Genomic DNA, 25,304 nt, shown 5'->3' on the forward strand with positions numbered 1-25,304 from the left:
GCTTGTCTGAAGCTTAGACGGTGGCCGAGTTTGGTGAAAATTTTGTAAGAAGCTTCGGGGAATCACGCATGAACATGCGCCTTTGGTGCGGCTTCCATTCTTCGGCAATGTTGCTAAGGTAGCTGCCCCATTCCTGTGCATGGGCGGAGCGAGGCTAGGATGCCCCTCCGGTAAAGGCTATCTGGCCGAGAATTCTCGCCAAATTTCCTGCTGTATATAGTGAAAAGCCCTGCAAGCGGCTTCCTATACTGCTCGCCCCCTTCGACCCGTCGGCGCCCTTGGCCCCGGTGGACAGGCCGGTCCACAAGGCCGCCTGGCAAGACGACGCCCCGTCTATCGGCAGGGCCGGTGCTGCACGAAGGTCAAATCCAATAACAAAATGAGGTTGTATTGCTATGCCAGTCGGCAACCACCCTGCCCAAGGCGAGTCCGCCCAGGGCGGCCCGCTCAAGCGCGAGCTGGGCGAACGGCACATCCGTCTGATGGCCCTCGGCGCCTGTATCGGCGTCGGCCTGTTCCTCGGTTCGGCCAAGGCCATCGAAATGGCCGGCCCCGCCATCATGCTCTCCTACATCATCGGTGGCCTGGCCATCCTGGTGATCATGCGCGCCCTTGGCGAGATGGCCGTGCACAACCCGGTCGCCGGGTCGTTCAGCCGCTACGCCCAAGACTACCTCGGCCCGCTGGCGGGCTTTCTGACCGGCTGGAACTACTGGTTCCTGTGGCTGGTGACCTGCGTCGCCGAGATCACCGCGGTGGCCATCTACATGGGCATCTGGTTCCCCGATGTGCCACGTTGGATCTGGGCGTTGATGGCCCTGGGCAGCATGGGCGCGATCAACCTGATCGCGGTCAAGGCGTTTGGCGAGTTCGAGTTCTGGTTCGCCCTGATCAAGATCGTCACCATCATCGCCATGGTGCTCGGCGGCATCGGCATCATCGCCTTCGGCTTCGGCAACGACGGTGTGGCCATGGGCGTCTCCAACCTGTGGAGCAACGGCGGTTTCATGCCCAACGGCGTGACTGGCGTGCTGATGTCGCTGCAGATGGTGATGTTCGCCTACCTGGGCGTGGAGATGATCGGCCTGACCGCCGGCGAAGCGCGCAACCCGCAGAAGACCATCCCCCAGGCCATCGGCTCGGTGTTCTGGCGCATCCTGCTGTTCTACGTGGGCGCGCTGTTCGTGATCCTGTCGATCTACCCGTGGAACGAGATCGGCAGCCAGGGCAGCCCGTTCGTGATGACCTTCGAGCGCCTCGGCATCAAGACTGCCGCCGGCATCATCAACTTCGTGGTGATCACCGCCGCGCTGTCGTCGTGCAACGGCGGCATCTTCAGCACCGGGCGCATGCTCTACAGCCTGGCGCAGAACGGCCAGGCCCCGGCCACCTTCGCCCGCACGTCGAAGAACGGCGTGCCGCGCAATGCGCTGCTGCTGTCCATCGCCGCGCTGCTGCTGGGTGTCCTGGCCAACTACCTGGTGCCGGAGAAGGTGTTCGTCTGGGTGACCTCCATCGCCACCTTCGGCGCGATCTGGACCTGGGTGATGATCCTCTTGGCGCAGTTGAAGTTCCGCGCCGGGCTCACCACCGCCGAGCGTAATGCGCTGAAGTACCGCATGTGGCTGTGGCCGCTGAGCTCGTACCTGGCGCTGGCGTTCCTGGTGCTTGTGGTGGGCCTGATGGCGTACTTCCCGGACACCCGCGTGGCCCTGTACATCGGCCCGGCGTTCCTGGTGCTGCTGACGGCGCTGTACTACACCTTCCGCCTGGCGCCTAAAGAGGCGCAGGGTGCGGTGAGTACCGCCTCCTGATGAACGAAGCCCCGGCCAGTGCCGGGGCTTTGTTTTTGCGGTGGAGTCATCGTGGCGCAACCACGGATTCACTTGCATCGGCATTCATTCGGCCAAGATCCAACCGTCTACTGGCATTTTTGTCAGTAGCTGATCTTCCATGCCCGGCCTAAGGTAGCAGCGGGGCGATGCGAAAGAGCATGGTCGACTCGCAGCCGGACAGCTTTCCTCACGGACTATCGCTTTCTTTTTTGCCAACTTCCGGTGTGCGTTCAATGCATGCATCGCGCTCGCCCTCGGGCGTTCGTCAAGTACCCGATAATGTTCAAGGAAGACGCATGACCGTTTCGCGACGCTGGCCTGATGCGGGAACAAGGACCTTGGTGGTCCTGGCAATTTTGCTGATCAGCACAGCGTTGCGGCTGCACCATGTCACGCTGCCCGTCATCTGGCTGGATGAAGCATTCAGTGCGTTAATCAGCCGCTTGCCACCTGAGCAGATCCTGTTTCACACCGCCCGGGATGTTCACCCGCCTCTGTATTACCTGATCCTGCATTACTGGATGCAAGGGTTCGGCGATGCTCCCCTGGCGCTGCGCAGTTTCAGCGTTTGCGCGGGAGTTGCCACCGTCGGTATCGGCATGTTGTTGGCGCGACAGTTGGCGTCATGGCGAGCCGCAGTGATAGCAGGGTTGTTACTGGCGTTTTTTCCCATCGGTATACGCTACAGCCAGGAAGTGCGGATGTATGCGTTACTGGGGCTGTTGCTCATGACGGCCCTGTACACACTTTGGCAATGGGTCAATAGGCAAAACATCATCTATTTGATGGCCTACTGTCTGTTGATGGTTGCCGCCATGTATACCCATTATTTATCGATCTTATGCGTGATGGCCAACTGGCTCTACCTGTCGTTGACCAAAGACACGCACGGCAGGCTGCATGTGCTGTCTCGCGCATGGTGGGTCGGGCACCTGGTCATGATCATTATCTACCTGCCTTGGCTGCCGATGCTGTATCAGCAGATGGGGCATCGCGAACTGGTCGGTTGGATTGCCAACTTCCCCACTTCCCTCATGAGTATTGCGCAATCGTTCTGGAGAGCTTTTACACTAAGTGTCGTCTCCCGCTATTCAGATGTTCTGAGCCTATTGCTGGCGCTTTTCATTGCGATGGCTTCATTGCGTGTACTACGACGTGTCGTGAAACCAAGCCAGCCGAGCGTCCTGCTGCTCAGCTACTGCTTTGTCCCCATACTCGTGCTTTGGCTAGCTTCGTACGGCATGCCGCTGTATATCAATCGTTATCTATATTTCGCGTTCTTGGGACTACCGCTTGTCCTGGCGATCGCCATGGACACTCTGCGAAAGCGGGCGTTGCTCCTATCGGTCGCCGCTTGCCTGTCCCTCGAACTGGTCGGCTTGGCTGTTTTTTACGATTATCAGGCCAAGCCAGGCGGTGATCTGGGCACCGTTATGGCGCACGTGAATGAACAGTGGCGACCGGGGGATGCACTGCTGGGTGATCGCAGGAGGTCATACTTGTCGATCGAGTACTACAATGCCACCGGCCGTCCGGCATTTTTCTACACGAAGATTCAACCCGATACGAGCGGCCAGGCAGCAAAGACCTACGGTACATTGACGCTGTTCTACCAACGGTCGAATGAACTCTACGTCGCCACGCCACAGGTGCTTGCCAAGCGCTACAAGCGGCTGTGGCGGGTGACCGAGCCATCCTCGGTGTACACACCCGACATGCCGACCGATGGCTGGGTAAAAGTAGATGAGTTCACCGAAGGCTCGTTCAAGGCAGTGCTTTATACGGTGCCTTGACCAGCCAGTCGGTGGTGTGGTTTTGCTGAAAGACCATTGAAAATCGGGTGGCCGGCTTCAGGCCGCTTGTGGCTCGAAACTGTCCGCTCGTGCCATCTGCCACATCCGCGAATAGAACTGCCCGTTCACCTCGCCGGTGAGCAACTCACCCGGCTTGAGGAACACATGCATCTGCGAGAACAGCTTGATCTCGGTAGCCGAGATGCGCCGCACCAGGTGCTTGGCCTCCAGTTGCGCGGGGTGTTCCAGCCCTGCGGCGGCGAGCATTTCGGCCAGGGCGCGCAGGGTGTTGTGATGGAAGTTGAACACCCGCTGGGCCTTGTCCGGCACCACCAATGCGCGCTGGCGCAGGGTGTCCTGGGTAGCCACGCCGGTCGGGCACTTGTTGGTGTGGCAGCTTTGCGACTGGATGCAGCCGATGGCGAACATGAAGCCGCGCGCCGAGTTGGCCCAGTCGGCACCGATGGCCAGCACGCTGGCGATGTCGAAGGCGCTGACGATCTTGCCGCTGGCGCCGAGCTTGATCTTGTCGCGCAGGTTCAGGCCCACCAGGGTGTTGTGCACGAACAGCAGGCCTTCGCGCAGCGGCACGCCGATATGGTCGGTGAACTCCACCGGGGCGGCGCCGGTGCCGCCTTCCTTGCCGTCGACGACGATGAAGTCGGGCAGGATGCCGGTTTCCAGCATGGCCTTGGCAATGCCCATGAACTCCCACGGGTGGCCGAGGCAGAACTTGAAGCCCACCGGCTTGCCACCGGACAGTTCACGCAACTGGGCGATGAACTGCATCATTTCGACCGGCGTGGAAAAGGCGCTGTGACGCGACGGCGAAATGCAGTCCTCGCCCATGAGGATGCCGCGGGTCTCGGCGATCTCCTGGGTCACCTTGTGCTTGGGCAGGATGCCGCCGTGGCCGGGCTTGGCGCCCTGGCTCATCTTGATCTCGATCATCCGTACCTGCGGGCTCTGCGCCTGGGCGGCGAAGCGCTCGGGGTCGAAACGGCCATCCGCGGTGCGGCAGCCGAAGTAGCCACTGCCCAGCTCCCAGACCAGGTCGCCGCCGTGTTCGCGGTGGTAGGGGCTGATGCTGCCTTCGCCGGTGTCGTGGTGGAAGTTGCCCAGCTTGGCGCCCTGGTTCAGGGCCCGGATGGCGTTGGCGCTGAGCGAGCCGAAGCTCATGGCCGAGATGTTGAAGATCGACGCGGAGTACGGCTGGGTGCATTGCGGGCCGCCGACCACGACGCGAAAGGCGGCCGGGTCGGCCAGCGGCGCGGGGCGCATGGAATGGCCGATGAACTCGAAGCCCGACTCGTACACATCGATCAAGGTACCGAAGGGTTTGTCCGAGGCCTCGTTCTTGGCCCGGGCATACACCAGCGAGCGCTGGGCCCGGGAGAAAGGCAGCGCATCGCTGTCGGACTCCAGCAGGTACTGGCGGATCTCCGGGCGGATGCCCTCGACCAGGTAGCGGATATTGCCGAGGATCGGATAGTTGCGGCGTACCGCGTGGCGTTGCTGCAGCAGGTCGAACACGCCGATCAGGCTCAGTACGCCGGTGGTCAGGGCGAACGGCCACAGCCAGTCGTGGGCGAGGAAGGGCAGGCTGGCGAAGGTGAACAGCACGCAGGCGGCGAAGAAGGCGTAACGGCTGAGAAGTGACAGGCTCATACGGGGTCCTTGCGGATGGCTCGGTCAGGCTCAGGGGCCTGGGCAAAGGCCGACCATAGCCCGGTTGGGCGGCGTTTTGCCAGCGCACCGGGCGGCACAAAAATGAAAATTCAGGTATCGAAAATCATTCGCATTGTGATATGTTATAAAGTATCTAATGTGCTCCACAGGAGATTGCGTCATGAAAGCTGGCATTCATCCCGATTATCGCCCGGTGCTGTTCCACGACACGGCTGCCGATGTGTACTTCCTGATCGGCTCTACGGTGGATACCAACCGCACCCAGGTGCACAGCGATGGCCAGACCTACCCCTACGTCGCGCTGGATGTGTCCAGCGCTTCGCATCCGGTGTACACCGGGCAGCAGCGCAAGACCACGGTGGAAGGGCGGGTGGCCGGGTTCAACAAGCGCTTCGCCGGTTTTCAGGCCAAGGGCTGAACCGGCGGGAGCGGCGGCACGCACACCGCCGCTCCCTAGGTTGCTGCATCGCGCAACAGAAGCTGGTGCCAATGGTCCTGTTCGCTGGCCGATGCTTCGACCGCAAACAGGTACTTCCCTGCCACGCGACTGGCGACTGGCACCCCATCGCGGTACAGCAGCCGATTGCCCGCCACTGCCGGCACTTTCGTTCCCGGCAGCAGTGTGCCGACCAGGTTAAGGGGGTCGCAGCCGCTGACCACCACCAGTTCCCCGCCCAGCGCGCGGTTGCGCACCTGGCGCAGCAACCCAACCGCTTCGGGCAAGGCGAACTGCTCGCCCGCCAACCCGGCAATGAAGCGCCCCCCGCGGATCTCGCCACGCGCCTCGAGACGCTGATAGCAGCGCAGCAGTGCGCGCCACGCGGGCAGCACATCGCTCTCGCGCTCCAGCAAGCGCCAGCACACCACGCCATAGCGGCGCAGCAGGCTGCGGGCCACGTGTTCCAGGCGCTGGTCGCTGTCGACCGTGGCGGCCGAGCGGCGCAGCAAGGCCCAGCGCCCGGCATGGGCCATGCTGCTCGACAGTGCTGGGTGCCCGCGCCGGCTGGTGCGGGGCCTGCGCCTGGCCGCCGGGCTGATGAGGCTGCGCAGGCCGCTGAAACCGTCGGCGCTGGCCAGGCCCGAGCCCACCAGTTCCTGCAGCGCCGACTCTAGCTCGCTGGGCAACAGGCGGGCTTCATGGACCAGTTCGTCGAAGAACAGCGCGCCTTGCTCCTGCAAGGCTTGCAGGACTCGCTGCGCGCGGGCGCCCAGCTGTTCGAGGTCGGGCGCCGGGGTGAGGCTGCGCCACAACCCCAGGTGCTCGCGCGGCAGCAGTACCAGGGGCGTGCTGGCCAGGGTGCTGGCCGCCAGCGTCGCCGCCAGCCGACTCCAGGCCCACTGGCCGCTGCGACAGGCGTCATCGAGCCAGTGGGGGCTGTAGTCCTTGATCCGCGCCGGCAGCAGGTCGCTTTCCCAGGCCCCGGCGGCGGCGGGAAAGCCTTGCAACTGGGCGAGCACCTCGGGCACCGCCTGCGGCCCACGCAGGCGGGCTTCGCCGCTCACGTGCTGCCAGTCGAACAGGAAGCGCAGGTAGTCCTGCAGGCTGACCGGTTCGATCTCCTGGCGCAGGCGTTTGACTGTGTAGCGATGAATGCGCGCCAGCAGGTGCCGTTCGCACCATTGCAGGCGCGTCTGGCCGGGGCTGAAATGGCCACGCATCACGAGGCCCTGGCCCTCCAGGCGAGCCAGGGCCTGTTCGCAGTCGCCGGCCTTCAGCGCCAGAGGTGTCGCGATCTGCTCCAGCGTCATCGGGCCAAAGCCATCGAGGCGGCAGCGCAGCAGTTCCGTGAGGGCGGTATCGCTATCGACGGGGGCGTCATAGCCCGGCAATAGCGGCATGTCCGGTTCCAGGCGAGCATCCGGGTACAGCGTCAACAGGGCCTGCTGGCGCTCGCGGGCCAGCCACAGACGGTGTTCGCCCGTATCCAGCTGACAAGCCCGGCCTGCTTTGGCCAATTGCTGCAACAGGTCGCGCCAGGCGTCATTGGCATCTACTTCGTCCTCGGTCACGCCCCCCAGGCTCATCAGCGCCTCATGCATTTCGTCGGCGTTGCCGGCACGCGGCCAGGCTTCGGCCCGCACCGCGGCAATGGCGTCGGCGTCCAGCGCGCCCAGGTCGTCGGCGTTGTGCACGTCGCTCCAGCGTCGGTTGAGCACCGCCTGGGTGCGCCGTTCTTCCAGCGGCGCATCGTCGAGGAAGGTGTAGGGGCGGGCATTGAGAATCGCCGAGGCCAGCGGCGAGGGGGCTGGCAGGTCGCGGCTGAGCAGGTCTACTTCTCCGCGCTCCATGCGCCGCAGCAGCGCCAGCCAGCCTTCGCTGTCCATGGCCTCGTGCAGGCAGTCGTCGAGGGTCTGCTCGACCAATGGATGATCGGGGATCTGCCGCTCGCCGACGATGTTCTCCAGGCAGGCGAGCTGGTCGGGGAACACCGAGGCTACCAGGTCCTCGCTTTTCATGCGCTGGATCTGCGGCGCCACCTTGCGACCGCCCACGTAACGCGGCAGGGCCATGGCCACGGCGGCATTCCAGCGCCAGCGCACGCCGAACAGCGGGGCGTCGAGCAATGCCTGGATCAGGATCGCTTCGGCACTGCGGCTGTTCAGGTAGCGCCACACCTCGTCCAGGTCGAAACTGTGGCTGGTGGACAGTGACAGCACGATGGCGTCCTCGCTGGCCGCCGCCTGCAGTTCGAAGTTGAAGGTGCGGCAGAAGCGCTTGCGCAGGGCCAGCCCCCAGGCGCGGTTGATACGGCTGCCAAAGGGTGAGTGGATGATCAGTTGGGTACCGCCGGACTCGTCGAAAAAGCGCTCCATCACCAGCGTCTGCTGCGAGGGCAGGGCGCCGAGCACCTGCCAGGTGCGGCCGAGGTAGTCCAGCAGTTGGCTGGCGCAGGCTTCGTCCAGTTCATAAGTTGCCTGGAGCCAGGCCAGCACCTGTTGAGCGTCGCCGGCCTGCAATTGCTGGTCGATGCGCTGCTGCAGCCGGGCCACCGCGGCGGACAGCTCGTCGCTGCGCCCGGGCGCCTCGCCGAGCCAGAACGGGATGGTCGGCGGCAAGCCGTGGGCATCCTCGACCCGCACCCGCCCAGGCTCGACGCGCAGGATGCGGTACGACGCGTTGCCCAGCTGGAAGATATCGCCGGCAATGCTCTCGACGGCGAAATCCTCGTTAACGCTGCCGATGTTCAACGCCTGGGGTTCGAGCAGCACGGTGTAGTCGGCGGTTTCGGGGATGGTGCCGCCGCTGGTCAGCGCGGTCAGCTGGCTGCCGCGACGCCCACGCAGGGTGCCGTTCACCGCATCGCGGTGCAGGTAGGCGCTGCGCACCCCCTGGCGGCCGTTGTAGCCCTCGGCGAGCATGCGCAGCAAGGCCAGGTAATGGCTCTCGTCCAGCTCGGTATAAGGTGTGGCCTGGCGCAGCAGGTCGAACAAGGCGCGCTCGGCCCACGGCTGGTTGCTGACTTCGGCGACGATCTGCTGGGCCAGCACGTCCAGTGGCGCGTGAGGAATGTGCAGGGCGTCCAGCTCGCCCTGGCGCACGCAGTCGAGCAACGCCACGCATTCGATCAGGTCATCCCGCGAGGTGGGGAACAGGCGGCCTTTGGGGATGCCCTCGACCTGGTGGCCGGAGCGTCCGACCCGCTGCAGGAATGCGGCAATCGAGCCGGGCGAGGCGATCTGGCAGACCAGGTCGACATCGCCGATATCGATGCCCAGCTCCAACGACGCGGTGGCCACCAGCACCTGCAGTTCGCCGGCCTTGAGCCGCTGCTCGGCAGCCAGGCGATGCTCCTTGGCCAGGCTGCCGTGATGGGCGGCGACCGCGTCGTTGCCCAGGCGTTCACCCAGGTGGCGCGTCAGGCGCTCGGCCAGGCGTCGGGTGTTGACGAACACCAGCGTGGTGCGGTGCTCGCGGGCGAGGACCGCGAGGCGGTCGTGGACCAGGCTCCAGACATCGGTGGCCATCACCGCGCCCAGTGGCACGGGCGGCACTTCCAAAGCCAGGTCGCGTTTGCGGACATGGCCGATATCGACAATGGCGCAGGGCCGTTCGTGGCCAACTAGAAACTGCGCCACGCGCTCCACAGGCCGCTGGGTCGCCGACAGGCCGATACGTCTCAAAGGTCGGCCAGCGAGGGCTTGCAGGCGTTCCAGGGTCAGCGCCAGGTGGCAGCCACGCTTGTTGCCGGCCAGGGCGTGGATCTCGTCGACGATCACCGTGTGCACACTGGCCAGCCCCTGGCGGCCGGAGGCCGAGCCCATCAGCACATACAGTGATTCCGGCGTGGTCACCAGGATGTGCGGTGCCAGCTTGCGCATGGCGGCGCGGTCTTTCTGGGGCGTGTCGCCGGTGCGCACGGCGGTGGTGATGCGCGGGGCCTCGAGACCGAGCTGTGCGAACTGGTGGCCAATGCCCGTGAGCGGGGCGTCGAGGTTGAGGCGAATGTCATTGGACAGCGCCTTGAGCGGCGACACATAGACCACCTGGGTTTGCGCGGGTAGCGCGCCGCCGTGTTCCAACCCTTGGCGGAACAACTCGTCGAGCACCGCGAGGAAGGCGCTGAGGGTCTTGCCCGAGCCGGTCGGCGCGGCCAGCAGCATCGACTGGCCGGCATGGATCAGCGGCCAGGCGCCGGCCTGGGCCTCGGTGACCGTGGCAAAGCGCTGGCGGAACCAGGTGGCGACGGCGGGGTGGAACAGGTCGAGCACCGGGTGGAGCTGTGCGGGCAGGTTCATGGGTTGGTTATGGCGGGTAAGCAGAGAAATGACAAGGGGCCGTTCGTCTGCCTGTTCTGGCCCTGTGGAGTACTCGTGGGAGCGGCGGTTCGCCGCTGCGACTTGCCCCGCGACAGGGCCCTGTCAGGTATCCTGCGCAACCTCAGTAAACCGAGTGTCCAGCATGCCCAAGATCATCCGAATCGCCGCCGCCCTGCTCATCGACCCCCAAGGGCGGACGCTGCTGGTACGCAAGCGCGACACCCTGGCCTTCATGCAGCCGGGTGGCAAGATCGACCCGGGCGAGTCGCCGGCGCAGGCGCTGGTGCGTGAGTTGCACGAGGAACTGGGGTTGCATGTCGATCCCGCCCAGGCCCTCCACCTGGGCCGCTTCAGCGCCCCGGCCGCCAACGAACCGGGATTTGAGGTCCAGGCCGAACTGTTCCGTGTCGAGTGCCGCGAGGCGGTGGCTCCGGCGGCGGAAATCGAAGAGGTCATCTGGCTGGCCCTCGACCAGGCGAACACGCTGAACCTGGCGCCGCTGACCCGCGACCTGATCCTGCCGCTGTGGCGCGCAGGGCTCAACGCACCGCGCTGACCCCGTCGAGGGTGGCGAACGAGGTGTCCTTGGCGGTCAGCAGGAAGTCACGCATGTACGGCGCATCGAGCATGTCGGTGCGCACCGCTGCATAAAGCGTGGCAAACAACCCTTTGTCGCCCAGTCGCTTGCCCTTCACATAACCCCGCGAGCTGTACTCGTGCAGGGCCCAGTGCGGCATGCCGCATACGCCACGACCGCTGGCCACCAGTTGCATCATCATCACCGTCAGCTCCGAGGTGCGCACCGCGGCCGGCTCGATGTCGGCCGGCTCCAGGAAGCGGGTGAAGATGTCCAGGCGGTCGCGTTCCACCGGGTAGGTGATCAGGGTCTGGTCGAGCAGGTCCTCGGGCACGATGTATGGCTTGCCGGCCAACGGGTGCTGGTTGGCCACGGCGAGCATGGCTTCGTAGGTGAACAATGGCACGTAGGTGATGCCGGCCAGGTCCACCGGATCGGACGTCACCACCAGGTCGAGGTCGCCACGGGCCAGGGCCGGCAACGGGGCGAAAGCAAAGCCCGAGGCCAGGTCCAGCTCCACTTCCGGCCAGGCGTCGCGGAACTGGTCGATGGTCGGCATCAGCCACTGGAAGCAGCTGTGGCACTCGATGGCCATGTGCAGGCGCCCGGCGGTGCCGCCGGCCAGGCGGGCGATATCACGCTCGGCGCCACGTAGCAGGGGCAGGGTGGCGTCGGCCAGTTGCAGCAGGCGCAGGCCGGCGCTGGTGAAGCGGATCGGCTTGGTCTTGCGCGCGAACAGGGGCAGGCCGAGGCGCTCCTCCAGTTCCTTGAACTGGTGGGAGAGCGCCGATTGCGTCAGGTGCAACCGTTCAGCGGCCTCCACCAGACTGTCAGCTTCGCGCAGGGCGTGAAGGGTTTTCAAGTGACGTATTTCCAGCACGGTGAAACTCCAACGATATTCGGGCGCAGACTGCTCAGAAATGTTGAGTTTCCCTCATGTTGATGGTGTCTGTCGATGTATGGCGCGAGGGGCCTGGCCCGGGCCCCTCGCGGTCGATCAGAACAATGCCGTGAAGTGCTTGCGAGCGATGACACGCGTCAGTTCACCGCGCCAGATCTGCTCGACGTGGCTGTCCTGCCATTCCCGCCCAAGGCGCCGTTGAGGGACGGTCTTCAAGTGCGCCTTGACGAAATCGTCGAAGGAGGGATTGGCCTTGTTGAAATGGAAGTGGGCATACCACAGTGGACGTGGCGGGGTTTCACGGGTATCGAGTACCACGAACTCCTGCAGGAAGTCCCTGCGGCCCTCGCTGGTCCTTCGCAGCTCTACCAGTGCGCCCTCCTTCTCGATCCGGACCAGGCCCGCTTCGTGCAAATAATCAAGCTGCCCGCCATTCGGTTGGTGAGTACCCATGATGTAGCTGACGCGCAGTGCCTTGCCATGCCGCGTCGACTCCTGTGCCATGTCGCGCAACCGTTGCACCAGGCTGTCGTCGCTCGCCTGGTCAGCGATTCGCGAGGCCAGGTTTTCCAGGTCGGTAGCCTTGAACTGCATGAGATCGTCAAGACTCGCACCTTCCATGCCTTGATTGGCGTACTGCTGCACCTTGCCTCGATACGCTTGCAGTTCGTCCAGCTGACGCCTGGCCTCGGTACGCAGCTCCTTCAGGGATACGGTACGGCCAACGCTGGGAGCGGTGTCCGGGTTGGTCAGGGTGAATTTTCCCGAGCGATCCTGAAGATAGATTTCGGTCCGCCCGTTGACCCCGGTGATGCGGTACACGTTGGGGCTATGCTGGTCTGGCTCACCGACCAGCAGGCGGTTGTCGGTGGTCTCGAAGACGCGGGGCTGTTGGGTACCTTTCTTGCTGGACAGCGGCGCTGGCTTGGTTTTATTGAGCAGCAGCCCTTTGAAATGCGCTTCATAGGCCGTCAATGATGTCTCCAGGCGCTGCGCGGCAGCGGGTTCGATACACGGAGCATAGCTATCGAGCCAATATTTCAACTGATGACGAAAACGTTCGGAGTGCTGTAGCGACGTCGTCATGATGGCGACACGTTGTACGGCGGAGGCTTTTGTTTCACCCAGCTGATGCAGGGCATACAGTGCGCGGTCCAGTGTTGCTCGCGGTTCTTTCATCAACAATTGCAGATGGATGCCGGCGCCGCTCAAGGCCTGGCCCGGTTTGACCAACAACGCAGTCAGTTGGCCGACAGCCATGTAGTTCAGGACAGGATCGGTGAAAGCGCTCAGGGTGCCGTCGATGGTGTTCAGCATGTCCCGATGTTCGCCCACCTGTCGTACCTGCTTGCGCCAGGTTCGTAGATGGGTGACTTGCTCGCGGATATCGTCTACAGCCGCCAGTGCGTTTAGTCGGGCCTGGTTCATGTTGACCCTCAGCGAGGACAACTGCTGGGCGATGATCAGGAACTGCTCGTCGTCGAGGTCCGTCGCGAGTTTGTCGGATTTTTGCTGAAGACGTAGCTTGAGATTATCTACTTCATCCATCGCGAGGGTGAGTTGGGTACCGGCTTCTCTGCTGAGGCGTTGACGACCATTGCAAATGAGTATGGCCAGGTCGTTCGCCTGATCTTGCGCCCTTTTGCGAATCCGCCCGGCGGCAACCTGCTGGAATGCCTGGCAATCACGGTGAATGCGTTCTGCGTCGGCGAGGGTGCTTTTCAGCGAAGCCTTCAGTGGCGCGTCGAGCTTTCCTTGTTGTTCCAAGGCGCGCTTCATTTGCTGATTGAGCTCGTTGGCACGAGGTTGCAGTAACACTAGGTCGCGGCTAATGCTGTCGCGCAAACGGTTGTGCTGGCGATAGGCGTGGTCTCGCCACCAGCGTGGCAGGCGTTCGCGTATCGCCGCGGGCCAGAGTGGCTCGAGCGTATCGGCGACACGCACAAGGGCTTGTCCGCCACCGCTGCCTGCCCCCTGGCGGTGTACACCATAGAGCGCGAAGTGCGTATCCCACTGGCCGTGCTCGTCTTGAGCAATGGCGCGTTTCCACTTGTGGCGGGTGTTGCCATCCAACTGCCAGGTGTGGGCGGTCGTGTCCCAGCTCACTTTGTAGGTTTGCTTGCCGACCAGGATGAAGTTTCCTTCGGTATGCCGATAGATGCCTCGATACTTGCCATGGGTGGCCGGTTGCAGTCCCTCCAGCGACAGTGGCTGCTCATACTCCAGCCCGGTGAAGCGGTCGAGGCTGCGTTGGGGCGATGAATCCTGGCGCAGGTGTACGGTCCCTTCACCCTGTCCACGGATACGACGCATCCTGGCCGCTCGACGCAGGGACGCGGTATTGAGGCCAATACCGACGCCGAGAGCGTCCATTGCGACATCGACCAGCGAGACGATCAAGTCGTTGATAGCTTGCAGGACGTCACTGGGCGAGCCTTTGGAAAGCGCTTTCACCACCTCGGTGGCACTGACGAATGCGTCGTAGGCGCTGATCGGCAGCCCCAGGAACGGGATCGCCCCCAGGGCGATCTTGAACCCTATCAGCACGCCAGCGCTCTGCCCGGCCAAATGCTCGAAGAACAGGTCCAGGTTGGAGCGCGACGTCGCGCGATGCTCCATCACCAGGCGCCCTCGATGGGCCTCGAGCAGGTGGGCGGCCAGTGAGGTGGTGGCGGGCCAGGCGGTACCTACACCTATCATGCGGTCGAAATGGCGAATGCGCGCTTCGCGCAGCCGTGTGCGATGGGCGCCAGGGTTTCCGCTCAGTGCCCGGCTGACGAGGTAGTCGTCGCGTTCATCGAACAGCGCCAGCCGCGCTTGTTCGAGACTGTCGTACTGGCGCAGCCCGTGGGTCGGGTGATCGGGACGATAGAGCAAGGTGACCTTGCTGGCGCGGTCCTCGATGAACGTCACCCCCGACAGTGTCGTGGATTGCTCGTCGGTATCCTTGCCGCCAGCCGTCAACTGGGCGGGCAACAATTGAATGTCATGGCCGTCGGCCTGGAAGGCCGATCGGCTGTCGGCATCGATTGCCACGCAAAGGATCGCGTGACCGACGCTATCCAAGTCCCCTCGCTGGTGATACAGCAGGTTTTGCAACTTCAGCATCAAACGGTGAGGGGCGATCAGGCACTCTCGGCGGTAGGCATGGGCATATTCCGACTCAGTGGGGTCGCTGAATGCGGCATGGAGCGCCGATTCGTAGCGCCCAGCGAGGTCCAGGCGGTGTGCCAGGCCTTGCAAGTATTTGCGATCGAGGCCTTTCTCGATGGACTGCCCTGGCGGCTGCCCATCGGCGCGCTTGGGTTTGACGAAATTCAGGCGTTCCAGCATGGTGCTGTCGATGTTTTGCAACAGCAGGCTTTCCAGCGTGACCTCCTCGGTCTCAAGGCTTGCGGTCAGCACTGGCCGGGTCGGTGTTCCTGGAGCGCCACTGCCGACGACCGGATGATTGCGCCAGCTTGTCGATAGCGGGAGTTGCAGAAGCATCCGGCCACCGTCGAAACCATCGAAATCCTGTATCAGGGTTTTCGACACCCATTTCTGGCAGAACGCCTCGCGCTCCGGCAGGTCGCGATCCATCAGCGCCTGGCTGTCGCGCAAGGCTGCCAAGTAGTCATTGGCCATGGTCTTGAAAGAGGTGCGCACCTCTTCGGTCATCTTGGCGAAGGCGGTGGGTGAGCTGCCTAACCTGCTTGTAAGCTGTTGCTCCTCTTTCAGGTGGGAGAGCGCCGCCTCCCGCGTGCCCTGCCAGGACACCTGCAGGTGTTGGCCCAGGGACTGTCTTGCCTGCGGTAGTTCAGCGGCCGCGGCGTCGAGCCCTTTCTCGTTCTGCAGTGTCTGCCAGGCTTGGCGCGTATGCGTCAGTTGCGTGTCGAGTGCGTAGGCAAGGCTGTCGCCGACGATAGGCTCGAAGCGAAGCGACAGCTCTGTGCCATGTTGGAACAGATAACGAGCGAGTACGCCCTGGTCGTTGCACTGCAACAGCCCTCCGTGCCCACCGAGCCAGTAAATGGCGAAGGGTTGGCGGGTATCGGGAGTGTCCAGGAGCGTGCGCCTGGCGATGACAACAACGTCGTGCAGCACCTGTTCGCGAGGGCTGCCTGACGGGGCACTTGGGGCCGAGCGCAATACGGGTGAAGCCGTCAGCGCGCTGTCGTCCTGCGGGTTGAACAGTGATTCAACCAACGCGAGTACGTCAGGCGCCAGTTCGCCCAGCAACCGTTTCAATCGGGCATGGGCCAGCAGGGCTTGGCCGTGAGCCGCCAACAAAGCGGGTGGGACTGTGACCGGGCGAGCGTCGGAGTGCCATTTCGCCGAGGCCAGGATGGCCTCTATCTGGGGCTGGGCGGCCTCACGCGCCTTGAGCAGAACACCTTGTTGGCGTTGGTATTCCTCAAGGTCTTGCTGGGAAAGCTCTGCCAACTTTTCCAGTTGTAGAGCGACCAACTGCACGCGCCTTGACCATTGTGCCTCAATGCCAAAGGGGGCCAGCTCGAACAGTGAGTGGTCGCAGGGATCGTCGTCCTCTGCGGATTCAAGGGCAAACGGCATGGCGAAAACCGTTGGATGGCGCCAGTCGCTATACAGTTGATCAGCCAGCGCCAATGCTGTGGCTGCGTTGCCAAGGCTTTCGCCGGGGTCGTGGTCGAGCGTTGCCAGCAGGCGGCTCTCCAGATTATCGAAGAGGGTATCGAAACCTTTTTCGATCGAGTCCAGTGCGTTGTAGGTGGTATGCCCGAGCTTGGACTCCAGAGCCTGGCGTGACACGTGGTAACTGAGGGTTTCGCTGCTACCGGGGGAGTAGACAGTCAGCGCCGCTTCGCCTTCGATGCTGAAGATCAGCGCTCCTGGCTCGCAGGCGGGTGTTTCGATAAACAGTTGGCGATGATCGATCCGCAGCCACTGCGGATTGTCCATGGCACCTAGCACTGGACGGAGCGCCGCCGCCGAGGGATCAATGGCGAACGCGATATCGACGGTGGACTCGAAATGGCGTCGGTACTGTGCGCGTGCCTGTTCCTTTCGACTCATGGGCGTTCCCGCAGCCCGTTCCCCCCAGTAGCGGCTCCAGCACTGCCGAACGAGGCTGGGGAGATTCAGAGTTGCCAGATGTGCCACTAATTTGCTGGGTGGCCGGGGCAGCGCTCCAAGGTTACCGGTGATGCGTGCGCAACGGTCAATCGTGGGATGTGTGGCGTGATGTCGGGCCCAGGCAGTCAACGCAACGAGATTGATACTTTGTGGTTGCTGCGCACTTTCAAGCACCAGGTCGACTTGCCCGGGGGCGATGGACAGTGTTTCTTTCAACCAAGTGCCAATGATCTGGCGAACGCCGGGCGCCTGGCGCAGCAGTGTATCGAATGTCCGTTGCTGGTCTTCGCACGCTTTACGTGCTCGATGAACAACCGGGACGTCCGGCGGCACGGCGTCCAGTGGCAGGGGCTTAAGGGCAAAGGGAGGGAGGGGGCGTGTCAGCTCGTGCATCGGTCGATCCTTCTTGAGAGTTGCCGGATACGGCAACGCCATTGAAGGAAAGGGGGGCGCTTGCTGGGTCGTAGTTAATTATCGTATCTCGCCATTCGGCGGGATTCATCAAACTGTCACTGTTTTGTGGCAGCGCGCTGGCAAGAGATTCATCAGACTCGCGCTCAATTGGGGATCTGCATTCTGGTGTTTCTTTCATGCGGGCGTTTTTATTTTTCTTCTTTTTACTGGTCGTGCCGGCGAGCTTTGCCGAGAGCCGTTGTGACGTCCATGTGCCTGTGCAACGGGCCGAGCTGGGTGAGTTGAGCCTGGTCTACCAGAGTGTCGGTGCGCCCCGCGATCCTGTGCTTCTGTTGGTGATGGGCCTGGGCGGGCAATTGATCCACTGGCCGGATGATGTGGTCGAGGCCTTGTGTCGCCAGGGCTTTCGGGTGATCCGCTACGACAACCGCGATGTCGGCCTGTCGCGCTGGAACCAAATGCCGGCTTCGGCGAGCCTGACCCTCGAATTGCTGCGCTACAAGCTGGGGTTGCCGGTTTCTGCACCCTACAGCCTGTCGGACATGGCCAATGATGGCGTACGCCTCATGGATGCGCTCGAGGTTCGCCAGTTTCACGTGCTGGGGGTGAGCATGGGCGGCATGATCGCCCAGCATATAGCCGCGATGGCGCCGCAGCGGGTACGCAGCCTGACACTGGTTATGTCCAGTTCGGGCGCCGTTGGCCTGCCAGCCCCGGCCCCGGCACTGGTACAACTGCTGGCGCGGCGCAGTGCACCGAGTCGTGAGGTGGCCATCGAGCAGCAAGCCGACTTGCTGGCGGCGTTAGGCAGCCCCGAGGTCCATGATGACCGCGCTGCCCTGATCGAGCAGGCCGCCTTGGCCTATGACCGGGCGTTCAATCCGGAGGGTGTGAAACGCCAGATCATGGCGATCCTCGCCGAACCCAGCAGGGTCGAGTTGCTCAACCAACTGCGGGTGCCGACATTGGTGGTGCATGGAACGGCCGACCCGTTGTTGCCGGTGATGCATGGGGTGCATCTGGCGGCGCACATCCAGGGTAGCCAATTGCGGCTGATTCCGGGGCTGGCGCACCGGTTCCAGGAGCCGTTCAAGGCGCCGCTGCTGGGGGCGGTACTGCCTTACCTGCAGTCGAACCGGCAGGATACGCATATCGCCGGGCTTTAGAGCGAATCACGATGGCTTCAGTGCATCCGCACCCACAGGGTCACCAGCACGGTGGCCGCCACCAGCCAGGCCACCGTGGCCAAGGCCAGCGAGGCCTCCAGGCGCATGCGCTCGACCAGCAGGTACAGCGTGGCCAGGTACACGAAATAGGGAATGATCGACCACATCCCGAACAGGATGGTGGTCTTCAGGTCCGCCAGTGAGCGGCCCTTGCCGACGATGTAGTGGGCAATCAGGGCGAAGGTGGGGAACAGCGGCACCAGTCCGGCGATGTAGTAGTTACGGGTTTTCGACAGAATCGCCAGGAGCACCACCACGCCGGCGCCAAGGCCCGCTTTGAATACCAAGTCCACGTTGTCTTTCCAGGTTCGGGTTGCAGGTCAGCCGAGGCCGTATTTCTTCACTTTGTCGAACAGCGTGGTCTTGGCCATGCCCAGCTCCTGGCTGGCCTGGCTGAGGTTGCCGCCTGTACGTTGCAGAGCATCGCTGAGCAGGTTGCGCTCGAATGCCTCCACCGCTTCGGCGAAGCCAAGTCCCTGGCTGGCGCCAGCACTGGTGCCCTTCTTGAACGCGGGCAGGCCCAGGGCATGGCGCTCGGCGACGTTGCGCAACTCGCGCACGTTGCCTGGCCAGTCATGGGCCATGAGCTGCGACAGGGTCTGGCTGTCGAGGGTCGGTGCTTCGCGGTCGAAGCGTAAGGCCGACTGCTGCAGGAAGTGTTCGAACAGCTGCAGGATGTCTTCGCGACGCTCGCGCAGCGGTGGCAGCTCGAGGGTGACGACGTTGAGGCGGTAGTACAGGTCGCTGCGGAACTGGCCGCTCTGGCCCAGAGTGGCGAGGTCGGCCTTGGTCGCGGCGATCACCCGGCAGTCCACCGGGATGCTCTGGTTCGAGCCCAGGCGCTCCAGGGTGCGCTCCTGCAGCACGCGCAGCAGCTTGATCTGCAGGTTGATCGGCATGCTCTCGACCTCGTCGAGGAACAGCGTCCCCCCGTTGGCGTGCTCGATCTTGCCGATGCGGCGCTTGCCCGCGCCAGTGAAGGCGTTGGCTTCGTGGCCGAAGATCTCGCTTTCAAACAGGTTCTCCGGCAGGCCGCCGCAGTTCAACGCCACGAAGGGTTGGCCCTGGCGTCGGCTGAAGTCGTGCAGGCAACGGGCGACCAGTTCCTTGCCGGTGCCGGTTTCACCTTCGATCAGCACGTTGGCCGAGGTATCGCCGACGTTGGCGATCAGCTCGCGCAGATGTTCCATGGCCGGCGAGCGGCCGATGATGCGACCTTCCAGGCTGCTCTGTTCGGCCAGCTGGCGGCGCAGCGCGAACACCTCGCGGGACAACCCGCGTTGCTCCAGGGCGCGGCGCACCACATCGACCAGGCGCTCCGGCGAGAAGGGCTTTTCCATGAAATCGTAGGCGCCGTTGCGCATGGCGCCGACCGCCATGTCGATATCGCCGTGGCCGGTGATCAGCACCACCGGCAGGCTGCGGTCGCGGGCCTTGAGGCGGTTTAGCAGCTCCAGGCCATCGATGCCCGGCAGGCGGATATCGCTGACGACGATGCCGGCGAAGTCGTCGCCGATGCGCTCGAGGGCCTGTTCGGCGCTGCCGACGCCTTCACAGGCGATATCTTCCAGGGCCAGCGCCTGCTGGCAGCCGAGCAGCACGTGCGGGTCGTCTTCGACGATCAGGACGGTGAGAGGTGCTTGATTCATAGAGGCTCAGCCAATTCGCTAGGGGGCGTGACCAGGGGCAGGGCAAGGACGAACGCGGTGCCGCCACCGCTGGGGTGTTCGACGCTCAGTGTACCCTTGGCCGCGGTGGCAAGGCTTGCCGACAAGGTCAGGCCCAGGCCCAGACCATGCTCGCCCGGTTTGGTGGTGAAGAAGGGTTCGAACAGGTGCTTGCGCGCCTCGGCGTCGATGCCGTGGCCATTGTCGAGCACCCGCAGGCGGTACTTGTCGCCCTGTGTTTCGCCTTCGAGCCACAGTTGCGGCAAGGGCTGGGTGGCCATGGCGTCGAGGGCGTTGCCGATCAGGTTGACCAGGATCTGTTCCAGGCGGGTCTGGTCGATGGCCAGCAGCGGGTCGTCGAACTGGCGGTGCAGTTGCAGGTGGCAGGCACTGATGCGGTTGGCCAGCACTTGCAACGTGGCTTCCACGGCCTTTTCCAGAGACGCCTGGCCGCTGTCGTCGCCGCGTCGGGCGAACGAGCGCAGGCTCGCGGTGATGCGGCCCATGCGATCGATCAGGTCGTTCATGGTGCGCAGGTTGGTGCTGGCGGTTTCCAGCGCGCCACGCTCGAGGAAGCGTACCGTGTTGCCGGACAGGGTGCGCAACGCCGCCAGCGGCTGGTTGAGTTCGTGGGCGATGCTGGTGGACATCTGGCCGATGGCCGCCAGCTTGCCGGCCTGGACCAGCTCGTCCTGGGCGTGGCGCAAGGTCTGTTCGGCATGGCGGCGCTCACGGATCTGGCCCTTGAGGCGTTCGTTGCTGGCGCGCAGGTCGGCAGTGCGCTCGGTGATCTTGCGCTCCAGCTGGCTGTTGGCCTCTTCCAGTGCCTCGCGGGCCGCCAGGCGGGTGGCGATCACCTTGCGTCGCTCATTCCAGGCGATGGCCAGGATCGCCAGCAGGGCGAAAGCCACCCCGACCAGGATGCCCTGCACCATCGACTCGCGGCGCAGGTCCTGCAGGGGGGTGAGCAGGGTGAAGTGCCAGGGCGTGTCGGCCAGGCGGCGGGTCTGGGCCAGGTAGGAGACGTCGCGCTGCTTGCCGTGCTCGGTCTCGCTGTTGGCCGGAAAGGTCAGCTTCTCCACGCCATCGGCGAGGGTTTCCCGGGCCAGCGGCTGCAGCTCGTTGAGCGGCCACCAGTAGTACTGCAGGCTGCGCGCCAGGCGCTCCTTGATCTGTGGGTTAAGCGGGCGCACCGATTTCAAGCGCCGGGACGGGTCGCTGGAAAGGATGATGATGCCGTTCTCGTCGCTGACAAAAGCCTCCAGGCGGGCACGCTGCCAGCGCTCCTCGAGGGTGTCGAGGCGCACCTTGATCACGGCCACGCCGATGATCTTGCCGTGTTCCTCCAGACCGTGGGCCAGGTAGTAGCCGGCCTCGCCGGTGGTGCTGCCGATACCGTAGAACCGCCCGGGTTCGCCGCGCACGGCGACCTGGAAGTAGGCGCGGAATGCCAGGTCCTCGCCGAGGAAAGAGTCGGCGTCGCGCCAGTTGCTGGTGGCCTGGACCCGGCCATTGGTATCGAGGACGAAGATCGCCCGGCTGCGGCTGCGCCGGTTCAGACCTTCGAGGTATTCGTTGACGGCCTGGCGGTCACCGGCATCGGGGTCGGTGAGCAGGCGCGAGACACTGTCTTCCAGCTCGAGCAGGCTGGGCAGGTAGGTGTATTTGCTTATTTCGCTTTCGACGGTGCGCGCATGCAGCTCCAGCTGGCGCTCGCCGTTTTCACTGAGCGTGCGGATACCGTTGCTTTCGCTGATCAGGAAGCCAGCCATCCCTAAACCGACCATCAACAGGATGACCAGGGGGGGGACGAGCAATTGGCGAATCAGGCGGGTTTTCACGGTGGGCTGGGCGGGGCGAAGGAGCGAAGGGTCGCATTTCATCACAGTGGCCTTGTCACGACCAGCTTCCGCTGCCCGGCAGGTGGCCGGGCAGCGTCACTGTGGCCGACTTAGTGTTGCAGGATCTTGCTGAGGAAGTGCTGGGTACGCTCGTGGCGGCCTTCGGGGTTGCCGAAGAAGTCTTCCTTCTGGCAGTCCTCGATGATGTTGCCCTTGTCCATGAAGATCACCCGGTTGGCGACCTTGCGGGCGAAGCCCATCTCGTGGGTCACGCACATCATGGTCATGCCTTCGTGGGCCAGTTCGACCATCACGTCCAGCACTTCGTTGACCATTTCCGGGTCCAGTGCCGAGGTCGGTTCGTCGAACAGCATGACGATCGGGTCCATCGACAGGGCGCGGGCGATCGCCACGCGCTGCTGCTGGCCGCCGGACAGCTGGCCGGGGTGTTTCTTGGCGTGGGCGCCGAGGCCGACGCGGTCGAGCAGGGCAAGGCCCTTCTTGGTGGCTTCCGCCTCACTACGACCGAGCACCTTGCGCTGGGCGATGGTCAGGTTCTCGGTGATCGACAGGTGCGGGAACAGCTCGAAGTGCTGGAACACCATGCCCACCCGCGAACGCAGCTTGGGCAGGTTGGTCTTCGGGTCTGCGATGGAGGTGCCGTCGACCACGATGTCGCCCTTCTGGAACGGTTCCAGTGCGTTGACGCACTTGATCAGCGTCGACTTGCCCGAGCCGGACGGGCCGCACACAACCACCACTTCACCCTTCTTGACCTCGGTGCTGCAGTCGGTCAGTACCTGGAAGTCCCCGTACCACTTGTTGACGTTCTTGATGGAAATCATACGGCGATCCTTTTTTGCAGGCGCTTGACCAGCCAGGAAGCGGAGAAGCTGATGAGGAAGTAGACGACACCGGCGAAGATCAGGAACTCGTGGGAGCGCCCGATGATGTCGCCGTTGGCGCGGGCCGAGTTGAGGAAGTCGATCAGGCCGACGGTGTAGACCAGCGAGGTGTCCTGGAACAGGATGATGCTCTGTTGCAGCAGCAGCGGGGTCATCTTGCGAAACGCCTGGGGCAGGATGATCAGGCGCATGCACTGGCCGTAGCTCATGCCCAGCGCTTGCGCGGCGCCCATCTGGCCCTTGGAGATCGACTGCACGCCGGCACGCACGATTTCGCAGAAGTACGCCGCCTCGAACATCATGAACGCCACCACGCAAGAGGTGAACGCGCCCACGGGGGTGTCTTCACCGGTAATCCAGCGCAGCACGAAAGGCACCGCCAGGTAGAACCAGGTGATCACCAGCAGCAGCGGGATGGAGCGGAAGTAGTTGACGTAGGCGCCGGCGACGTTGGCCAGCAGCTTGCTCGACGACAGCCGCATCAGGGCCAGGACGGTGCCCAGGGCGATACCGCCAACCACGCCCATGACCATCAGTTGCAGGGTCAGCAGCATGCCGTCCCACAGGGCGGGCAGCGCGGGTATGATTTCGCTGAAATCCATTTCCATTTACTTGCCCCCCACGGAAATCAGGCCAGGCACGGCGACTTTTTTCTCGACCATGCGCATGAGCAGCATCAGGCCCATGTTCAGGGTGAAGTAGATCAGCGTAGCCAGGGTGAACGCCTCGAACAGGTTGGCGGAAAACTCGGCGGTCTGCTTGGTCTGCGCCAGCAGCTCCATCAGGCCGATCAGCGAGGCCACCGAGGAGTTCTTGAAAACGTTCAGGAATTCCGAAGTGAGCGGCGGAATGATGATCCGGTAGGCCTGGGGCAGCAGCACGTTCATGTAGATTTGCGGCAGGCTGAAGCCCATCGCGCGCCCGGCCGACTCCTGGCCGCGGGGCAGCGCCTGGATGCCGGTACGCACCTGCTCGCAGACACGGGCGGCGGTGAACAGGCCCAGGCAGATGACCACGCTGATCAGCGCCGAGGTGGTCGGGTTGAGGTCCTGCTTGAACCACTCCTGCAAGCCTTCGGGCAGCAGGTCCGGCACCAGGAAGTACCAGATGAACAGCTGCACCAGCAGCGGCACATTGCGGAACAGCTCGACGTAGGCGGTGGCGATCCCTGACACCAGACGATTGGGTACGGTACGCATCACTCCGAGCAGCGAGCCCAGCAGCAAGGCGATGATCCAGGCGGTGATGGCGATGGTGATGGTCCAGCCCAGGCCGGTGATGTACCAGTCCAGATAGGTTTCGCTGCCCACGCCGGTGGACTTGAAGAACACGCCCCAGTCCCAGTTGTAATTCATCGGGATTTCCCCTCAGACGGTTGTTTCACGGGCACCTCGATACATCCGGGGGCGTTCGACGCCCTCGGATGTAAAGGTTAGACACTAACTAGGTGGCCTGTCGGATGGATTCGCGCGGATGCGCTTCAGGCCACTATTTGCCGGAGATCAGGACTTCTTCTCGTCCGCTGCCTTGTCGGTCGGCTCGGCGATCAGCTTCTTCAGCTCGTCGCTCATCGGGAACTGCAGGTTCAGGCCCTTTGGCGGAATTGGCTGCTGGAACCACTTGTCGTAGCTCTTGTTGACTTCACCCGACTTGAAGTAGGCGACGATGGCTTCGTCGACTGCTTTCTTGAACGCAGCATCCTCCTTGCGCACCATGCAGCCGTAGATTTCGTACGACTGTGGCGTGCCGGTGATGACCCAGTCGCCAGGCTTCTTAGCCTTGGCCATTTCACCGGCCAGCAGGGCGTCGTCCATCATGAAGGCCACGGCGCGGCCGCCTTCGAGCATGTTGAAGGCTTCGCCGTGGTCCTTGGCGGAGATCACGTTCATCTTCATCTGCTTGTCGGCGTTCATCGCCTTGAGGATGCGCTCGGAGGTGGTCCCGGCGGTGGTCACCACGTTCTTGCCGGCCAGGTCCGGGAAGTCTTTATAGGACGGTTGACCATCCTTGACCTTGGTCAGCAGGCGTGTGCCGACTTCGAAGATGCCTACCGAGAAGCCGACTTGCTGCTGGCGCTCGACGTTGTTGGTGGTGGAGCCGCACTCAAGGTCCACGGTGCCGTTCTGCACCAGCGGGATGCGGGTTTGCGAGGTTACCAGGTTGTACTTGACCTTGATGTCGGTGCCCAGTTGCTTTTTCAGGGCTTCGACGACGGCCAGCTGGATGTCGTGGGAGTAACCGACCGGTGTGGTGCTGCCGGCCAGGTAGGAGAACGGAATGGAAGAGTCACGGTGGCCCAGGGTGATGGTGCCCGAATCCTTGATCTTCTTCAGAGTACCGGTCAGCTCTTCAGCCATGACCGGCGATGCGATGACTGCAGCCGCGATGGCGGCGCCCAGCAATTGACGAACGATACGCATCAAATTTTCCTCGACGTGTTTGTTTTTTTTATGGAGCCGTTGGCGGACTCTTTCGTTCAACGAATACAGCATGAAGCGGTGTGCATTCGGCTTCCAAGTGTAGAGCATGACTCGTGCCAAGCCATGCTGTCGACCTTAAACCACGTGTATTGCTCGCGCTTGACAGTCTAGAGATCCCAGTAGC

Annotated in this window: 16 protein-coding genes; 5 read left to right on the forward strand and 11 right to left on the reverse strand. The window is 63.4% G+C overall.

The window, feature by feature from the left end:
• Positions 1-395: 395 nt before the first annotated feature.
• Together ACQ4OD_RS07745 and ACQ4OD_RS07750 are read left to right on the forward strand one after the other, a co-directional pair.
• Entirely contained in the window at positions 396-1,814 is a 1,419-nt protein-coding gene (locus ACQ4OD_RS07745) for an amino acid permease (protein WP_110701926.1), read from the forward strand.
• Positions 1,815-2,131: 317 nt separating this feature from the next.
• The gene (locus ACQ4OD_RS07750) at positions 2,132-3,628 is read left to right on the forward strand and encodes a glycosyltransferase family 39 protein (RefSeq protein ID WP_198755493.1); all 1,497 of its coding nucleotides are present in this window, start codon (positions 2,132-2,134) and stop codon (positions 3,626-3,628) included.
• Positions 3,629-3,685: 57 nt separating this feature from the next.
• Here the strand turns inward: ACQ4OD_RS07750 and ACQ4OD_RS07755 are convergent, their stop codons facing one another.
• Positions 3,686-5,296, reverse strand: coding sequence for an FMN-binding glutamate synthase family protein (locus ACQ4OD_RS07755; protein WP_277501765.1), 1,611 nt, complete (start codon positions 5,294-5,296; stop codon positions 3,686-3,688).
• 181 nt (positions 5,297-5,477) lie between these two features.
• On the opposite strand from ACQ4OD_RS07755, the gene ACQ4OD_RS07760 reads away from it, so the two are divergent.
• Positions 5,478-5,735 (forward strand): type B 50S ribosomal protein L31, encoded by a 258-nt coding sequence (locus tag ACQ4OD_RS07760; RefSeq protein ID WP_139669243.1) that lies wholly within the window; start codon positions 5,478-5,480, stop codon positions 5,733-5,735.
• A gap of 35 nt (positions 5,736-5,770) precedes the next feature.
• Here ACQ4OD_RS07760 and ACQ4OD_RS07765 read toward each other — a convergent pair whose 3' ends face one another.
• Positions 5,771-10,054 carry an Lhr family helicase gene (locus ACQ4OD_RS07765; protein ID WP_430944120.1) on the reverse strand — a complete coding sequence of 1,428 codons (4,284 nt, stop codon included), beginning with the start codon at positions 10,052-10,054 and terminating at the stop codon, positions 5,771-5,773.
• A gap of 163 nt (positions 10,055-10,217) precedes the next feature.
• Between ACQ4OD_RS07765 and ACQ4OD_RS07770 the strand changes: the two genes are divergently transcribed.
• On the forward strand, positions 10,218-10,631 hold the full coding sequence (locus ACQ4OD_RS07770) for an NUDIX hydrolase (protein WP_430944121.1): 414 nt from the start codon (positions 10,218-10,220) through the stop codon (positions 10,629-10,631).
• Here the strand turns inward: ACQ4OD_RS07770 and metR are convergent.
• Together metR and ACQ4OD_RS07780 are read right to left on the reverse strand one after the other, a co-directional pair.
• The gene (metR, locus tag ACQ4OD_RS07775; RefSeq protein ID WP_110701935.1) at positions 10,615-11,532 is read right to left on the reverse strand and encodes a transcriptional regulator MetR; all 918 of its coding nucleotides are present in this window, start codon (positions 11,530-11,532) and stop codon (positions 10,615-10,617) included. The two genes, ACQ4OD_RS07770 and metR, sit on opposite strands and share 17 nt — an antisense overlap.
• Positions 11,533-11,649: 117 nt before the next feature.
• Positions 11,650-17,040 (reverse strand): hypothetical protein, encoded by a 5,391-nt coding sequence (locus tag ACQ4OD_RS07780; protein ID WP_430944122.1) that lies wholly within the window; start codon positions 17,038-17,040, stop codon positions 11,650-11,652.
• Between the two features lie 197 nt (positions 17,041-17,237).
• Here ACQ4OD_RS07780 and ACQ4OD_RS07785 point away from each other — a divergent pair, with 197 nt between their 5' ends.
• Positions 17,238-18,227: an alpha/beta fold hydrolase gene (locus tag ACQ4OD_RS07785; protein WP_102685428.1), complete on the forward strand. Its 990-nt coding sequence runs from the start codon at positions 17,238-17,240 to the stop codon at positions 18,225-18,227.
• A 17-nt stretch (positions 18,228-18,244) separates the two neighbouring features.
• Here the strand turns inward: ACQ4OD_RS07785 and ACQ4OD_RS07790 are convergent, their stop codons facing one another.
• The 7 genes from ACQ4OD_RS07790 to ACQ4OD_RS07820 form a co-directional block, all read right to left on the reverse strand.
• The gene (locus tag ACQ4OD_RS07790) at positions 18,245-18,580 is read right to left on the reverse strand and encodes a GlpM family protein (RefSeq protein ID WP_102685429.1); all 336 of its coding nucleotides are present in this window, start codon (positions 18,578-18,580) and stop codon (positions 18,245-18,247) included.
• A gap of 27 nt (positions 18,581-18,607) precedes the next feature.
• Positions 18,608-19,936: a sigma-54-dependent transcriptional regulator gene (locus ACQ4OD_RS07795; RefSeq protein ID WP_110701945.1), complete on the reverse strand. Its 1,329-nt coding sequence runs from the start codon at positions 19,934-19,936 to the stop codon at positions 18,608-18,610.
• Complete coding sequence (locus ACQ4OD_RS07800; protein ID WP_102685431.1) at positions 19,933-21,837, reverse strand: sensor histidine kinase; 1,905 nt, start codon at positions 21,835-21,837, stop codon at positions 19,933-19,935. The genes ACQ4OD_RS07795 and ACQ4OD_RS07800 overlap by 4 nt, the downstream gene beginning before the upstream one ends.
• Positions 21,838-21,905: 68 nt before the next feature.
• The gene (locus ACQ4OD_RS07805) at positions 21,906-22,640 is read right to left on the reverse strand and encodes an amino acid ABC transporter ATP-binding protein (protein WP_038706667.1); all 735 of its coding nucleotides are present in this window, start codon (positions 22,638-22,640) and stop codon (positions 21,906-21,908) included.
• A complete protein-coding gene (locus ACQ4OD_RS07810; protein WP_023629013.1) occupies positions 22,637-23,308 on the reverse strand; it encodes an amino acid ABC transporter permease in 672 nt (223 codons plus the stop codon). Before ACQ4OD_RS07810 ends, ACQ4OD_RS07805 begins: the two co-directional genes overlap by 4 nt.
• Entirely contained in the window at positions 23,309-24,055 is a 747-nt protein-coding gene (locus ACQ4OD_RS07815) for an amino acid ABC transporter permease (protein ID WP_110701949.1), read from the reverse strand.
• Positions 24,056-24,202: 147 nt separating this feature from the next.
• Positions 24,203-25,120 (reverse strand): glutamate/aspartate ABC transporter substrate-binding protein, encoded by a 918-nt coding sequence (locus ACQ4OD_RS07820; protein WP_139669254.1) that lies wholly within the window; start codon positions 25,118-25,120, stop codon positions 24,203-24,205.
• Positions 25,121-25,304: the final 184 nt, after the last annotated feature.

It is taken from the genome of Pseudomonas sp. WC1 (assembly GCF_050586565.1).
Taxonomy (GTDB): Bacteria; Pseudomonadota; Gammaproteobacteria; order Pseudomonadales; family Pseudomonadaceae; genus Aquipseudomonas.

Bases quoted from the DNA above. Each gene is read 5' to 3' on its own strand.
- ACQ4OD_RS07745 (WP_110701926.1), top strand. From the start codon at position 396: ATGCCAGTCGGCAACCACCCTGCCCAAGGCGAGTCCGCCCAGGGCGGC.
- ACQ4OD_RS07750 (WP_198755493.1), top strand. From the start codon at position 2,132: ATGACCGTTTCGCGACGCTGGCCTGATGCGGGAACAAGGACCTTGGTG.
- ACQ4OD_RS07755 (WP_277501765.1), bottom strand. From the start codon at position 5,296: ATGAGCCTGTCACTTCTCAGCCGTTACGCCTTCTTCGCCGCCTGCGTG.
- ACQ4OD_RS07760 (WP_139669243.1), top strand. From the start codon at position 5,478: ATGAAAGCTGGCATTCATCCCGATTATCGCCCGGTGCTGTTCCACGAC.
- ACQ4OD_RS07765 (WP_430944120.1), bottom strand. From the start codon at position 10,054: ATGAACCTGCCCGCACAGCTCCACCCGGTGCTCGACCTGTTCCACCCC.
- ACQ4OD_RS07770 (WP_430944121.1), top strand. From the start codon at position 10,218: ATGCCCAAGATCATCCGAATCGCCGCCGCCCTGCTCATCGACCCCCAA.
- ACQ4OD_RS07780 (WP_430944122.1), bottom strand. From the start codon at position 17,040: ATGCACGAGCTGACACGCCCCCTCCCTCCCTTTGCCCTTAAGCCCCTG.
- ACQ4OD_RS07785 (WP_102685428.1), top strand. From the start codon at position 17,238: ATGCGGGCGTTTTTATTTTTCTTCTTTTTACTGGTCGTGCCGGCGAGC.
- ACQ4OD_RS07795 (WP_110701945.1), bottom strand. From the start codon at position 19,936: ATGAATCAAGCACCTCTCACCGTCCTGATCGTCGAAGACGACCCGCAC.
- ACQ4OD_RS07800 (WP_102685431.1), bottom strand. From the start codon at position 21,837: ATGAAATGCGACCCTTCGCTCCTTCGCCCCGCCCAGCCCACCGTGAAA.
- ACQ4OD_RS07805 (WP_038706667.1), bottom strand. From the start codon at position 22,640: ATGATTTCCATCAAGAACGTCAACAAGTGGTACGGGGACTTCCAGGTA.
- ACQ4OD_RS07810 (WP_023629013.1), bottom strand. From the start codon at position 23,308: ATGGAAATGGATTTCAGCGAAATCATACCCGCGCTGCCCGCCCTGTGG.
- ACQ4OD_RS07815 (WP_110701949.1), bottom strand. From the start codon at position 24,055: ATGAATTACAACTGGGACTGGGGCGTGTTCTTCAAGTCCACCGGCGTG.
- ACQ4OD_RS07820 (WP_139669254.1), bottom strand. From the start codon at position 25,120: ATGCGTATCGTTCGTCAATTGCTGGGCGCCGCCATCGCGGCTGCAGTC.